Origin of the sequence: Microbacterium sp. NPDC064942, assembly GCF_049545525.1 — a bacterium.
Taxonomy (GTDB): Bacteria; Actinomycetota; Actinomycetes; order Actinomycetales; family Microbacteriaceae; genus Microbacterium; species Microbacterium gawkjiense.
In genome coordinates, this window is the sequence record NZ_JBMWDR010000005.1 from 127,063 (window position 1) to 141,124 (window position 14,062).

Below are 14,062 nucleotides of genomic sequence, written 5' to 3' on the forward strand. Positions count from 1 at the left end.
AGCGGTGCGGCGCCTCGCGGCGTCGCACCGCTCAGCCGGTATACTCGTGCGAGCGCTGAGCGACTCGGCGACCCGAAAGGCTTTCAACGACTGTGGACATCCTCCAGCTTGTGCTGCAGGTGCTGCTGGGACTCACCAGCCTCCTGCTTACTCTCCTGATCCTCCTGCACAAGGGGCGCGGCGGCGGCCTCTCCGACATGTTCGGCGGCGGCATGAGCTCGGCGATGGGGTCCTCGGGCCTCGCCGAGCGCAACCTCAACCGCTTCACGGTCGTGCTCGCACTCGTCTGGTTCGTTGCGATCGTCACGCTGGGCCTCATCACGAAGTTCCAGAGCATCTGATGGCGACCGGGGGCAACGCGATCCGGGGCACCCGCGTCGGTGCCGGACCGATGGGGGAGCAGGACCACGGTCACCACGCCGACCGTGTGGCCGTCTCGTACTGGGACGCACTCGGTAACGAGACGGTGCGCTACTTCGCGGCCGGCATCTCGGAGGAGGAGATCCCCGAGACGATCGACTCGCCGCACTCGGGCCTCCCGGCCGGTCGTGACAAGGCGAACCCGCCCGCGCTGGCCAAGACCGAGCCCTACAAGACGCACCTCGCTTACGTGAAGGAGCGTCGCACGGACGAGGAGGCGGAGTCGATCCTGGACGACGCCCTCAAGCAGCTTCGGGAGCGCCGCGGTCAGGACTGATCGCCGCCTTACACACCGATACGACCCCGGGTTCGCTCAGAACTCGGGGTCGATCAGTTCTTCGGGCACACCCTGCGCGGCGGCCTCGTCGACGAAGAACACCGTCTGCTTGCGCCCCTTCGCCCCGGCGGCGGGAACGGAGTGGTAGCTCGCGCCGGCGAGCGCCAAGCCCAGCGCAGACGCTTTGTCGGTGCCGGGGAGGACCAACCACACGCGCCGGGACGAGTTGATCACCGGACGGGTCAGGGTGATCCGCTCGGACGGCGGCACGGGGGAGTGACGCACCGGGAGGACGGCGTGCTCGGTGTCGGAGATCTCGCTGCGATCCGGGAACAGGGATGCGATGTGTCCGTCGGGTCCGACGCCCAGGAACGCCAGGGTGAACCGTGGCCAGGGCTGGTCCTCGGCGGCGAACGAGGCCAGCTCCGCCGCGTAGTCGGCGGCCGCTTCGTCATGGCTGCGCCCGGCGTCGGAGGCGGCGATGGGGTGGATGTTCGCCGCCGGGACGTCGATGTGGTCGAGGAACGCGGCACGTGCCGCCGTCTCGTTCCGCTCCGGATCGCCCGCCGGGATGAAACGCTCGTCCCCCCACCAGAAGTGGACCTTCGACCAGTCCACCTCCCGCCGGCGATCGCTCTCGCCCGCCGCGTGCAGCACGGCCGTTCCGGCGGTGCCCCCGGTCAGCAGGATGTGCGTCGTCTTTCCCTCGGCGGCGCGTGCGGAGACCCGCTGGAAAAAGCGCTTCGCGACCCCTCGGGCCAACGTCTGCGCGTCAGGACGGACGACGACGCGCTTCTCCGCGCGGAACTCCGACATGCGACTCCTACCTCGTGGGAGGGTCGAGGAGCTCCCACCCTTCGGTGATGACTCGACCATACAAGAGGTCGGGATCGAGACGGCGCAGTTCCTCCGCGAGGCACTCGCGCAGGGATCGCCGCGGCAGCACGATGTCGTGCGTCGGCTGGCCGGGCTGAGTGAGGGTCGCGTCCGTGGCGCTCGAGCGTTCGAGGACGATGTCACCGGAGTCCCGCGAGAGCGTGACAGAGCGGATGCCGTGGGCCCACTCGTGCTCGTCCGTGTAGTGCCATTCGACTGGAACATCGAGCTTCATCCGCAGCCACGCGGCCAGCAGCCCGGTGGAGGGCGAGCTGCCCGCACCGACGACCGTCACGGCCGTGACGGACTCGTACGGCGGCTGGTCGAGGACGGCGGCGAGCTGCTCGCGCCAGTGGGTGAGCCTCGTCCACGCCAGATCCGTGTCACCAGGCGCGTAGACGGAGCCGAGCTGCGCGAGCCGGTCCTTGGCGAACGGCTTCGTCGAGGCATCCGTGATCCGCCGCTGCGCCATGCGACCGATCGCGGAGTGCGCGGGGTCGGTGGGCGGGTCGTCGGGCCACCAGGCGACGACGGGAGCGTCGGGGAGCAGGAGGCCGTTGACGAGGCTCTCCTGGTTGCCGGCCGCCGCACCCCGGGCGCGGAGGACGACCACCTCGCTGGCACCGGCGTCGCCGCCGACGCGGATCTGCGCGTCGAGCCCGGTCGGGGCGTCGGGTTGGACGACCAGGACGATGACGCGCATCGGGTGCTCGCGCGAGGCGGCGTTCGCGGCGTCGATGGCCTCCTCGTCGAAGCCCCCCGTGGAGACGATGACGAGGGTCAGCACGCGCCCGAGGGCGACGGCGCCGCCCTCCTCGCGCACGCTCACGAGCTTCTTCGCGATCGTGGACACCGTGGTGTCGGGCAGGTCGACGATCATGGGCGCCTCCAGACGCGGCCGTCGCGGGCCAGGAGCTCATCGGCGGACGGGGGACCCCAGGATCCGGGGGAGTACTGCTCGAGCGGCTCGTCCTGCTCCGCCCAGTGCTGCTCGACGGGGTCGAGGATGCGCCAGGACAGCTCGACCTCCTCGTGACGGGGGAACAGCGGCGGGTCGCCCAGGAGGACGTCGAGGATGAGGCGTTCGTAGGCCTCGGGGCTCGACTCGGTGAACGCGTGGCCGTAGCCGAAGTCCATCGTGACGTCGCGCACCTCGTTGCCCGCGCCCGGGACCTTGGACCCGAAGCGGAGGGTCACGCCCTCGTCGGGCTGGATGCGGATGACGAGGGCGTTCTGCCCGAGCTGCAGCGCCTGCGAGCGCAGGAACAGCAGCGGCGGCGTGTGCTTGAAGACCACGGCGATCTCCGTGACCCGGCGGCCGAGGCGCTTGCCCGTGCGCAGGTAGAACGGCACACCGTTCCAGCGTCGGGTGGCGATCTCGAGCTTGATGGCGGCGTACGTCTCGGTCCGGGACTGCGGGTCCATACCGTCCTCGTCGAGGAAGCCGGTGACCTCTTCGCCGCCCTGCCAGCCGCCCGCGTACTGTCCGCGCGCGGTGGCGGTGGACAGGTCGTCGGGGAGCTTGACCGCGGCGAGGACCTTCTCCTTCTCGGCGCGGAGGTGCTCCGCGTCGAGCGAGATGGGCTCCTCCATCGCGGTCAGCGCGAGCAGCTGCAGGAGGTGGTTCTGGATGACGTCGCGCGCCGCGCCGATGCCGTCGTAGTACCCCGCGCGACCGCCGACGCCGATGTCCTCGGCCATCGTGATCTGCACGTGGTCGACGTAGTTCGCGTTCCAGAGCGGCTCGTACAGCTCGTTCGCGAAGCGCAGCGCCAGGATGTTCTGGACCGTCTCCTTGCCGAGATAGTGGTCGATCCGGAAGATGGCGTCGGCCGGGAAGGCGACCTCGAGGGCTTCGTTCAGCTCGCGGGCGGTCTGCAGATCGCTGCCGAACGGCTTCTCGATGACGACGCGTCGCCAGGTGTCCCCGTCCGCCGTCTCGTCGACGAGGCCGGAGTCGCGCAGCTGTCGCGCGACGACCGGGAAGTCCTTCGGCGGAATCGAGAGGTAGTACGCGTGGTTTCCCATGGTGCCGCGCTCGGCGTCGAGACGCTCCACCGTCTCGCGGAGCCGGGCGAAGGATGCCGCGTCGTCGAACTCGCCCTGCACGAAGCGGATGCCCTGCAGGAGCTGGTTCCACGTCTCCTCGCGGAAGGGCGTGCGCGCGTGCTGCCGCACCGCGTCGTAGACGACCTTCGCGAAGTCCTGGTCCTCCCAGTCGCGTCGGGCGAAACCGACCAGCGCGAACCCCGGGGGAAGCAGGCCCCGGTTCGCGAGGTCGTACACCGCGGGCATGAGCTTCTTGCGCGACAGGTCGCCCGTCACGCCGAAGATCACGAGCGCGCTGGGTCCCGCGATGCGGTTGAGGCGCCGATCAGCCGGATCGCGGAGGGGGTTGTTCCCCCGCGAGATCTCCGCAGCCATCGGTCAGCGTGCGCTGTCGAGGGCCGTGCGCACCGTGCCCTGCAGGTCGTGCCACGAGACGATGAACTTCTCGACACCCTCGTCCTCGAGGACCTGGGTGACGTCCACCAGATCGATGCCCGCCTCGGCGAGCTGATCGAAGACCCGGTGGGCGTCCTCGTACGACCCGGTCACGGTGTCGCCGGTGATCTTCCCGTGGTCGAAGGTCGCCTCGAGCGTCTTCTCGGGCATCGTGTTGACGGTGCCGGGAGCGACGAGCTCGGTGACGTAGAGGGTGTCGGGGAGCGCCGGATCCTTGACGCCCGTCGACGCCCACAGGGGGCGCTGGACGTTCGCGCCCGCCGCGATGAGCTCGAGGGCGGCCGGCTCGGCGAACCGCTTCTCGAAGAGCTCGTAGGCCAGTCGGGCGTTCGCGATCCCGGCCTTGCCCTTGAGGGATGCCGCCGCGTCCGTGCCGATGGCCTCGAGACGCTTGTCGACCTCGGTGTCCACGCGCGAGACGAAGAACGACGCCACGGAGTGGATGGTCGCGATGTCGTGCCCGTTCTCCTTCGCCCGGCGCACGCCCTCGAGGTAGGCGTCGATGACCGCCGCGTACCGCTCGAGGCTGAAGATCAGAGTGACGTTGACCGAGATGCCCTCTGCCAGGACGGCGCTGATCGCCGGGAGACCGGCGAGCGTCGCGGGGATCTTGATGAGCGTGTTCGGCCGGTCGACCTTCGCCCACAGTTCCTTCGCCTGCGCCACCGTCGCGTCGGTGTCGTGAGCGAGGTCGGGGGAGACCTCGATCGAGACCCGGCCGTCGACGCCGTTCGTGCGGTCGAAGACCGGACGGAAGATGTCGGCCGCGTCGCGGACGTCGGTGGTCGTGATCTCGAAGATCGCGGTGTCGACGTCGGCGCCCTGGGCCGCGAGGGCCTGGAGCGGCGCGTCGTACGAGTCGTCCTCCGTGTTGCCGATGGCGGCCTGGAAGATCGACGGGTTGGTGGTGACGCCGACGACGTCACGCGTCTCGATCAGCTGCGCCAGGTTGCCGGTGTCGATCCGCGATCGCGACAGGTCGTCGAGCCAGATGCTGACGCCGGCGCCGGACAGGTCCTCGGTGGGGGTGCTCATGCGTTCTCCTTGACGGTTGCGCGGGCCGCTTCGACGACCGCATCGGCGGTGACGCCGAACTTCTCGAACAGGGTCTTGTAGTCGGCGGAGGCGCCGAAGTGGTCGATGCCGACGGTGCGTCCGCTGTCGCCGACGATGCCGCGCCACAGGCCGGTTGCGCCGGCCTCGACCGAGACACGCGCCGTGACGGATGCCGGGAGCACGGACTCGCGGTAGGCGGCATCCTGCTCCGCGAACCACTCGAGGCTCGGAGCCGACACGACGCGCGCGCCGATCCCTTCGGCGGCGAGCGTCTCGCGGGCGGCGACGGCCAGCTGGACCTCGGAGCCGGTCGCGATGAGGATCACGTCGGGCTCGCCCTCGGGCGCCTCGAGCAGGGTGTACGCACCCTTCGCGACTCCCTCGGTCGTGGCGAAACCGTTCTCGCCGCGCGGGAAGACCGCGATGTTCTGACGCGTCAGCGCGATGCCGGTCGGACCGCCCTGGCGGCGCAGGATCTCGAGCCACGCCGCAGCGGTCTCGTTGGCGTCGGCGGGACGGACGACCGTGAAGTTCGGGATGAGCCGCAGGGTCGCCAGCTGCTCGATCGGCTGGTGCGTCGGGCCGTCCTCACCGAGGGCGACCGAGTCGTGGGTCCAGACGAACACCGAGGGGATGTCCATGAGGGCGGCGAGGCGCACGGCGGGACGCATGTAGTCGCTGAAGATCAGGAACGTACCGCCGAAGGGGCGGGTCGGACCGTGCAGCTTGATGCCGTTGACGATGGCGCCCATGGCGTGCTCGCGGATGCCGAAGTGCAGCACGCGCCCGTACGGGTCGCCCGACCACTCGTGCGTCGACCACTCGGCCGGGATGAAGCTCTTGGCGTCCTTGATCGTCGTGAGGTTGGACTCCGCGAGGTCCGCGGAGCCGCCCCACAGCTCGGGCAGCTCGGCGGCGAGGGCGTTGATGACGAGTCCGGATGCGGCGCGCGTGGAGACGTCCTTGCCGGGCTCGAACACGGGGAGCGCGTCCTCGATGCCCTCGGGCAGCGTGGCCGCTTCGAGGCGGTCGAGCAGCGCCTTGCGCTCGGGGTTCGCGGCGGCCCAGGCGTCGAAGGACTCCTGCCAGGCGGCACGGTCGGCGGCACCGCGCTCGGCGAGGGCGCGCGTGTGCGCGATCACGTCGTCGGCGACGGCGAAGCTCTCCTCGGGGTCGAAGCCGAGCACCTTCTTCGTCGCGGCGAGTTCGTCCGCGCCGAGCGCGGAACCGTGGATCTTGCCGGTGTTCTGCTTGCCCGGGGCGGGCCATCCGATGATCGTCTTGAGGATGATGAGCGAGGGCTTCGACGTCTCGGCCTTGGCCGCCTCGATCGCGTCGTAGAGGGCGGCGACGTCCTCGACGTACTCACCCGTCTTCTTCCAGTCGACCGTCTGGACCTGCCAGCCGTACGCCTCGTAGCGCTTCTGCACGTCTTCGGTGAAGGCGACGTTCGTGTCGTCCTCGATCGAGATCTGGTTGGAGTCGTAGATCGCGATGAGGTTGCCGAGCTGCTGGTGACCGGCGAGCGAACCGGCCTCGGCCGTCACACCCTCCTGCAGGTCGCCGTCGCCGGCGATGACGAACACGTGGTGGTCGAAGGGCGACGTGCCGGCCTCCGCCTCGGGGTCGAAGAGTCCGCGCTCGTAGCGGGCGGCGTACGCGAAGCCGACGGCCGAGGCCAGGCCCTGACCCAGCGGGCCGGTCGTGATCTCGACGCCCTTGGTGTGTCCGTACTCGGGGTGTCCCGGGGTCAGCGAGCCCCATGTACGCAGCGCCTTGAGGTCGTCGAGCTCGAGCCCGAAGCCGCCGAGGTACAGCTGGACGTACTGCGTCAGCGAGGAGTGGCCCGCGGAGAGGATGAAGCGGTCGCGTCCGAGCCAGTGGGTGTCGGTCGGGTCGTGGCGCAGCACCCGCTGGTACAGCAGGTACGCGGCCGGGGCGAGGCTCATGGCCGTTCCGGGGTGGCCGTTACCGACCTTCTCGACGGCGTCCGCCGCCAGCACGCGCGCGGTGTCCACCGCGCGCCGATCGATCTCGTCCCAAACCAGCTCTGACACCTGGAAGCCTTTCGTCGGTGAGTCCGCGCGGGCGTCCGCTTCTCAGGAAGAAGGAGGGAACGCCTGACGCCGGGATTTTCAGCATATCCATCCGAGCCCCTCGACGAGGCCTGGTCGACGCTGTGTGACGTGCGCTGTGAGCGAAGCCGGGGAGCGGGCGCGGAGGGACCCCGTCCGGGGGATGGCGTAGACTCGATCGGACGATCTACACGGCAGGGGCGATGGCACTCACGGACACCGGCGCGCGCGTATCCGCGCCCGCTCGACAGTCGTTCGGCCGCACCGTCCGCGCGTACGTCCAGTTGACGAAGCCGCGCGTCCTGGAGCTGCTGCTGGTCACGACCATCCCGGTCATGTTCCTCGCGGCGGACGGGCTGCCCGATCTCTGGCTGATCCTGGCCACCGTCGTCGGCGGTGCCATGAGTGCCGGGTCGGCGGCATCCTTCAACATGTATCTGGACCGCGACATCGACGCGCACATGAAGCGGACCGAGAACCGTCCGCTCGTGACGGGCGAGGTCACGCCGCGCGGCGCGCTCGTCTTCTCGTGGACGCTCGCCGTCGTCTCGACCGTCTGGCTCTGGGTCTTCACGAACTGGGTCGCGGCGGCCCTCAGCGCCGGCGCGATCTTCTTCTACGTCGTGATCTACACGATCCTGCTCAAGCGTCGCACCGAGCAGAACATCGTGTGGGGCGGGATCGCCGGATGCTTCCCGGTCATCATCGGCTGGTCGGCCGTCACCGAGTCGCTCACGTGGACCCCGTTCATCCTCTTCCTCCTGGTGTTCCTCTGGACGCCGCCGCACTACTGGCCGCTCTCGATGAAGTACAAGGGCGACTACGCCGAGGTGGACGTCCCGATGCTGGGCGCGACGCGCAACGGCACGCAGGTGGGACTTCAGGTCATCCTCTACGCGTGGGCGACGGTGGCGAGCTCGCTCCTGTTGATCCCCGTCGCGCCGATGGGCCTCGTCTACACCGCGTCGGCTCTCGTGCTGGGCGGCTGGTTCATCTACGAGTCCCACGTGCTGTACGCGCGCGCCGTCCGCGGCGAGAAGGTCCGTCCGATGCGCGTGTTCCACGCGTCGATCACGTACCTGACCCTGCTGTTCGTCGCGATCGCGATCGACCCGCTGCTGCCCTTCTGACGCAGCGGGCCGATCGAGGCGATCAGCGTCCGGCGCTGTCGAGCACGGGCTGCGGCGTCGGGTCGGACGCGTCCTGGGCTGCGGCGGACGCCGGAGCGTCCTCCGTCGCTGCTGCATCCTGCGTCGTCGCGGGTTCGTCGTCCGCGGCCCGCTGTGCGCGCGGCGCGACGGCGAAGGCGCGGAGCGCTCCCAGCGTGAAGGCGAGCAGCAGGCCGATGGCGCCGACGCCCACGAGGATCGCGCCGAGGACCGCCCAGATCTGGCCGACGTAGACGTCCACTCCGGTCGCGGTGCCGGCGGTCAGGGCCGTCTCCATCTTCGCGAGCTTGTCCATGAGGACGACGCCGCCGGCGGCTCCTGATGCGAGCGAGCCGGCCACGAGCAGCCAGAACGGGATGCTGCGGGTCAGGCGGGGGCGGGTGTTCATCGATTCTCCTCCGGGTCGAGGTCGCCCGCTCTCGGGCGACCCGTGCCACTGTTCCCGGCCCACCCTGACGGAACCGATGCGCCGCCTATGAGGTTTCGGTGTGCGCCGGCGCCTTCAGCCGCAGGACGACGACGGTCATCGCCGCGGCGGTGAGGGCGGCGAGCACCATGTGCACGCCGACGGCGAGCTCGGGCAGGCCGTTGCGCGCCTGGTAGAGGCCGACGAGGATCTGCACGGCTTCGGCGGCCAGCAGGACGCCCACCCACGTCCGGGTCGAGAGCCCCCGGCGCCACGCCACCACGGCGAGGGTCACCGTGAGCGCGAGCAGCGCGTACCCGGGCCACGCGTGCACGTGCTCGAGGATCTCGGCGTTGAATCCGTTGCGGCCGGCGGCGGCGTCACCGGAGTGGGGACCCGCTCCGGTCGTGAGCACCCCGAACGCGATGGTCAGGGCCAGCACGCCGGTGGTGAGGTGCGTCAGCCTCGCGTACCAGGTGGGGACGACGCGCACCCGTGCGCCGCCGGGCTCGTCGAGGCGGACGAGGAACGCGGCGCACACGCAGACGAGGATGAGCGACACGACGTAGTGGAACCCCACGATGAACGGGTTGAGGCCCGTGAGGACAGTGATGCCGCCGACGATCGCCTGGGCGACGACGCCGCCGAGCACAATGAGCGCCAGGACGAAGAGGTCGCGGCGGGTGCGGCGCATCCGCCACACGAGGACAACGACGGCGAGGGCGAGGATGCCGACGAGACCCGTCAGCGTGCGGTTGCCGAACTCGATCACGCCGTGGATGCCCATCTCGGGGGTCGCGACGAGCGAGTCCGTGGTGCAGGTCGGCCAGGTCGGGCAGCCGAGGCCCGAACCGGTCAGACGCACGGCGCCGCCGGTCCCGATGATGAGGGTCTCGGCGAGGAACGACAGCCACGCGACCACGCGCAGCAGGCGCGGGACCCGGGTCGCGGGCGGGGCGGTCGGTGTCGACGCGGTGATCAGCATGGGGTCGCCTCCGGGCGAGGGCCGGCACGCCGCGGGGGATGGCCGTGCCTGTAGAATGAAGCTGTCGGCGAGCGCGATCCCCATCGCAGCCCGCACAACGATTCTAGGCGCGGTATCGCGTCGTCAGAGCGGCCAGCAGCGGCATCCCCCTCGTGCACTCCTCTCGCGGGAGGGAATGCCGGAACGGATGACACCGTTGCCGCCCGTGAGGAGGAAAGTCATGTCGGATGTGCTCATCGACCGTCCCGAGCTCGAAGGGCTGGGGGTGTACGAATTCGGCTGGCACGACGCCGATGCCGCCGGTGCCGTCGCCCAGCGGGGTATCAACGAGGACGTGGTCCGCGGGATCTCCTCGCTGAAGAACGAGCCGGAGTGGATGCTGAAGACCCGTCTGAAGGGGTATCAGCTGTTCGGGCGCAAGCCCATGCCGACGTGGGGTGCCGATCTGTCCGGCATCGACTTCGACAACATCAAGTACTTCGTGCGCTCCACCGAGAAGCAGGCGCAGACGTGGGAGGACCTCCCCGAGGAGATCCGCAACACGTACGAGAAGCTCGGCATCCCCGAGGCGGAGCGTCAGCGCCTCGTCGCCGGTGTCGCGGCGCAGTACGAGTCCGAGGTCGTCTACCACCAGATCCGCGAGGACCTGGAGCAGCAGGGTGTCATCTTCATGGACACCGACACGGCGCTGCGCGAGCACCCCGAGTTCTTCGAGGAGTACTTCGGCACCGTCATCCCCGCCGGCGACAACAAGTTCGCTGCGCTGAACACCGCCGTCTGGTCGGGCGGCTCGTTCGTCTACGTCCCGAAGGGCGTGCACGTCGAGATCCCGCTGCAGGCCTACTTCCGGATCAACACCGAGAACATGGGCCAGTTCGAGCGGACGCTGATCATCGCGGATGAGGACAGCTACGTCCACTACATCGAGGGCTGCACCGCCCCGATCTACAAGAGCGACTCGCTGCACTCGGCTGTCGTCGAGATCATCGTGAAGAAGAACGCCCGCGTGCGCTACACGACGATCCAGAACTGGTCGAACAACGTCTACAACCTCGTCACCAAGCGCGCCGTCGCCCATGAGGGCGCGACCATGGAATGGGTCGACGGCAACATCGGCTCGAAGGTGACGATGAAGTACCCGTCGATCTACCTGATGGGCGAGCACGCCAAGGGCGAGACGCTGTCGGTCGCCTTCGCCGGTCCCGGTCAGCACCAAGACGCCGGCGCGAAGATGATCCACATGGCGCCGCACACGCAGTCCTCGATCGTCTCGAAGTCGATCGCCCGCGGCGGCGGTCGTGCCGGTTACCGGGGCGAGGTCCGGGTGGACGCGAACGCGCACCACTCCGCCAACACCGTCCGGTGCGACGCACTGCTGGTCGACACGATCTCGCGGTCCGACACCTACCCGGCCATCGACATCCGCGTCGACGACGTCCAGCTCGGCCACGAGGCGACCGTCTCGAAGGTCAGCGAGGAGCAGCTGTTCTACCTCATGAGCCGCGGCATGCCCGAGGACGAGGCGATGGCGATGATCGTGCGCGGCTTCATCGAGCCGATCGCCCGCGAACTGCCCATGGAGTACGCCCTCGAGCTGAACAAGCTCATCGAGATGGGCATGGAAGGATCCGTCGGCTGATGACGACAGCGACTCAGGCCCCCGCATCCGATGCGAAGGGCCACATCGACCCTGCGGCGACCCTGACGGAGACCACCGTCCCCGTCCAGACCCGGTCGGAGCGGCCGTGGTCGTTCGACCCGGCCGACTTCGGTACGCCCACCGGCCGCGAGGTCAACTGGAAGCACACGCCGCTCGACCGCGTCGCGCCGCTGCTGGCGGACGAGGAAGCCCCGCACGACGTGATCGGCGTCGAGGTGTCCGGTCCGGATGCGGTGGAGCACCGTCGTCTGCAGAAGGACGAGGCGCCCCGCGGCGAGGTCTTCCGTCCCGAGGACGTGGTGAGCGCGATCGCGTGGTCGCAGGAGCCGGAGGCCCCGCTCATCCGCATCCCTGCGAACGCCGAGCTCGACGAGCCCGTCGTCGTGACCCTCACCGGCCGCGGCGGCGTCGCGCATGCGCACGTGGTCATCGAGGCCCAGCCGAACTCGCGCGGGACGGTCGTGCTCCGGCACGAGGGATCCGCGGCTCAGGCGCAGAACGTCGAGATCATCGTGCGCGACGGCGCGGCCCTGACGGTCGTCTCGGTGCAGCGCTGGGACGACGACGCCGTGCACCTCGCGGCGCATCAGGCCCGCGTCGACCGCGACGCGTCGCTGACGCACATCGTCGTGAGCCTCGGCGGCGGTCTCGTCCGCGTCAACCCGTCGGTCGAGCTCGCCGGTGCCGGCGCGCAGGGACGCCTCTACGGGCTGTCCTTCGCCGACGCCGGTCAGCACCTCGAGAGCCAGGTCTACCTGCACCACAAGGGCGCCCACACCAACGGTGACGTGCTCTACAAGAGTGCGCTGCAGGGTGCGTCGGCCCGCACGGTCTGGATCGGCGACGTCCTCATCGGACCGGATGCCGTGGGCACCGACTCCTACGAGGCGAACCGCAACCTCGTCCTCACCGACGGTGCGCGCGCCGACTCCATCCCGAACCTCGAGATCGAGACGGGTGACATCGTCGGCGCCGGGCACGCCAGTGCGACCGGACGCTTCGACGACGAGCAGCTGTTCTACCTGCAGGCCCGCGGGATCGACGAGGAGCAGGCCCGACGCCTGGTCGTCCTCGGCTTCCTCGCCGAAATCGTGCAGAAGATCGGCATCCCCTCGCTGGAGGACGAGTTCATCGCCGCGATCGAGGCGGAGCTGGCCGGCGGGAGCGACGCATGACCGCCCAGAAGGTGCTGCAGCTGAGCGACCTGACGCAGGACACGGCCGTGCGCGTCGAGGTCGACGGTGTCGCTATCGCTGTCGTGCTGGACGGTCAGGGCGAGGTGCACGCCATCGGCGACACCTGCACGCACGGCGACATCTCCCTGGCCGACGGTTTCGTCGAAGGCGACTCGCTCGAATGCTGGGCGCACGGGTCGGCGTTCTCGCTGCGCACCGGACGCCCCCTGAACCTGCCGGCCTACGAGCCGGTGCCCGTCTACGAGGTCACGATCGACGGGGACGACATCCTCATCGACCCCGCCGTGACCAAAGCCGTGAACTGAAGAAAGAAGCTGACATGTCTGTCCTCGAGATCCGCGACCTCCACGTGACGGTCGAGACGGAAGCCGGCGAGACCCCGATCCTGAACGGCGTGACCCTCACCGTCCGCACGGGCGAGACCCACGCCATCATGGGCCCCAACGGTTCCGGCAAGTCGACCCTCGCCTACACGATCGCGGGCCACCCCAAGTACACCGTCACCGGCGGCACGATCATGCTCGACGGCGAGGACGTCCTCGCGATGTCGGTCGACGAGCGCGCCCGCGCCGGCCTGTTCCTCGCGATGCAGTACCCGGTCGAGATCCCCGGTGTGACGGTGACCAACTTCCTGCGCACCGCGAAGACGGCCGTCGACGGCGAGGCGCCGTCGATCCGTTCGTGGACCAAGGACGTCAAGCAGGCGATGCAGAACCTGCGGATGGATCCGAAGTTCGCCGCCCGCAACGTGAACGAGGGCTTCTCCGGCGGTGAGAAGAAGCGTCACGAGATCCTCCAGCTCGAGCTCCTCAAGCCGAAGCTCGCCGTGCTCGACGAGACCGACTCGGGCCTCGACGTCGACGCGCTGAAGATCGTGTCCGAGGGTGTGAACCGTGCCAAGGAGCAGACCGACATGGGTGTGCTCCTGATCACGCACTACACCCGCATCCTCCGCTACATCCAGCCCGACTTCGTCCACGTGCTCGTGAACGGCCGCGTGGCGGAGGAGGGCGGCCCCGAGCTCGCCGCGCGCCTCGAGGATGAGGGGTACGACCGTTTCCTCGCCCCCGTCGCGGGCGAGCAGGCCTAGGATCGTCGCATGACCGAGACGCTCGCACCCGAGAAGTACGACGAGGTCACCGAGGCCCTCAAGGACGTCATGGACCCCGAACTCGGGGTCAACGTCGTCGATCTGGGGCTCATCTACGACCTCGGGTGGGATGACGAGAACGACGCCCTCGTCATCCACATGACCCTGACCTCCGCCGGCTGCCCGCTGACGGACGTGCTCGAGGAGCAGACCGGACAGGCGCTGGACGGCGTCGTCGACCGTTTCCGGATCAACTGGGTGTGGATGCCGCCGTGGGGCCCCGAGCGGATCACCGACGACGGCCGCGACATGATGCGCGCGCTCGGCTTCTCGATCTGACCGAATCC

15 protein-coding genes are annotated in these 14,062 nt (G+C 69.4%); 8 read left to right on the top strand and 7 right to left on the bottom strand.

Annotated features, from left to right (window positions below):
- Positions 1-92 precede the first annotated feature (92 nt).
- Entirely contained in the window at positions 93-341 is a 249-nt protein-coding gene (secG, locus tag ACPEH2_RS10235; RefSeq protein ID WP_423718639.1) for a preprotein translocase subunit SecG, read from the top strand.
- Positions 341-697, top strand: a complete 357-nt coding sequence (locus ACPEH2_RS10240; protein ID WP_064002292.1) for an RNA polymerase-binding protein RbpA — start codon at positions 341-343, stop codon at positions 695-697. The genes secG and ACPEH2_RS10240 overlap by 1 nt, the downstream gene beginning before the upstream one ends.
- Positions 698-733: 36 nt before the next feature.
- Here the strand turns inward: ACPEH2_RS10240 and pgl are convergent, their stop codons facing one another.
- The 5 genes from pgl to tkt are packed head-to-tail and all read right to left on the bottom strand — an operon-like array spanning position 734 to position 7,191.
- Positions 734-1,513, bottom strand: coding sequence for a 6-phosphogluconolactonase (gene pgl / locus ACPEH2_RS10245; RefSeq protein WP_217531321.1), 780 nt, complete (start codon positions 1,511-1,513; stop codon positions 734-736).
- Between the two features lie 7 nt (positions 1,514-1,520).
- On the bottom strand, positions 1,521-2,453 hold the full coding sequence (locus ACPEH2_RS10250; protein ID WP_217531322.1) for a glucose-6-phosphate dehydrogenase assembly protein OpcA: 933 nt from the start codon (positions 2,451-2,453) through the stop codon (positions 1,521-1,523).
- On the bottom strand, positions 2,450-3,997 hold the full coding sequence (gene zwf, locus ACPEH2_RS10255; RefSeq protein WP_359919273.1) for a glucose-6-phosphate dehydrogenase: 1,548 nt from the start codon (positions 3,995-3,997) through the stop codon (positions 2,450-2,452). Before zwf ends, ACPEH2_RS10250 begins: the two co-directional genes overlap by 4 nt.
- Positions 3,998-4,000: 3 nt before the next feature.
- Positions 4,001-5,113: a transaldolase gene (gene tal / locus ACPEH2_RS10260; RefSeq protein ID WP_064002288.1), complete on the bottom strand. Its 1,113-nt coding sequence runs from the start codon at positions 5,111-5,113 to the stop codon at positions 4,001-4,003.
- On the bottom strand, positions 5,110-7,191 hold the full coding sequence (gene tkt, locus ACPEH2_RS10265) for a transketolase (protein WP_253034469.1): 2,082 nt from the start codon (positions 7,189-7,191) through the stop codon (positions 5,110-5,112). The genes tal and tkt overlap by 4 nt, the downstream gene beginning before the upstream one ends.
- Positions 7,192-7,412: 221 nt before the next feature.
- On the opposite strand from tkt, the gene ACPEH2_RS10270 reads away from it, so the two are divergent.
- A complete protein-coding gene (locus ACPEH2_RS10270) occupies positions 7,413-8,339 on the top strand; it encodes a heme o synthase (protein ID WP_359919275.1) in 927 nt (308 codons plus the stop codon).
- Between the two features lie 22 nt (positions 8,340-8,361).
- On the opposite strand, the gene ACPEH2_RS10275 is transcribed toward ACPEH2_RS10270, so the two are convergent.
- Together ACPEH2_RS10275 and ACPEH2_RS10280 are read right to left on the bottom strand one after the other, a co-directional pair.
- On the bottom strand, positions 8,362-8,766 hold the full coding sequence (locus tag ACPEH2_RS10275) for a dinucleotide-utilizing enzyme (RefSeq protein WP_359919277.1): 405 nt from the start codon (positions 8,764-8,766) through the stop codon (positions 8,362-8,364).
- 85 nt (positions 8,767-8,851) lie between these two features.
- Positions 8,852-9,769, bottom strand: a complete 918-nt coding sequence (locus tag ACPEH2_RS10280; RefSeq protein WP_359919278.1) for a COX15/CtaA family protein — start codon at positions 9,767-9,769, stop codon at positions 8,852-8,854.
- A 220-nt stretch (positions 9,770-9,989) separates the two neighbouring features.
- Between ACPEH2_RS10280 and sufB the strand changes: the two genes are divergently transcribed.
- From sufB to ACPEH2_RS10305, 5 genes are read left to right on the top strand one after another with little or no spacing between them, the layout of a single operon-like run.
- Positions 9,990-11,408 carry a Fe-S cluster assembly protein SufB gene (sufB, locus tag ACPEH2_RS10285; RefSeq protein WP_064002283.1) on the top strand — a complete coding sequence of 473 codons (1,419 nt, stop codon included), beginning with the start codon at positions 9,990-9,992 and terminating at the stop codon, positions 11,406-11,408.
- Positions 11,408-12,604 (top strand): Fe-S cluster assembly protein SufD, encoded by a 1,197-nt coding sequence (sufD, locus tag ACPEH2_RS10290; protein ID WP_253034465.1) that lies wholly within the window; start codon positions 11,408-11,410, stop codon positions 12,602-12,604. Before sufB ends, sufD begins: the two co-directional genes overlap by 1 nt.
- Complete coding sequence (locus ACPEH2_RS10295) at positions 12,601-12,930, top strand: non-heme iron oxygenase ferredoxin subunit (RefSeq protein ID WP_064002281.1); 330 nt, start codon at positions 12,601-12,603, stop codon at positions 12,928-12,930. The genes sufD and ACPEH2_RS10295 overlap by 4 nt, the downstream gene beginning before the upstream one ends.
- Positions 12,931-12,944: 14 nt before the next feature.
- Positions 12,945-13,715, top strand: a complete 771-nt coding sequence (gene sufC, locus ACPEH2_RS10300; RefSeq protein WP_217531329.1) for a Fe-S cluster assembly ATPase SufC — start codon at positions 12,945-12,947, stop codon at positions 13,713-13,715.
- A 9-nt stretch (positions 13,716-13,724) separates the two neighbouring features.
- Entirely contained in the window at positions 13,725-14,054 is a 330-nt protein-coding gene (locus ACPEH2_RS10305; protein WP_064002279.1) for a metal-sulfur cluster assembly factor, read from the top strand.
- The last annotated feature ends 8 nt before the right edge of the window (positions 14,055-14,062 follow it).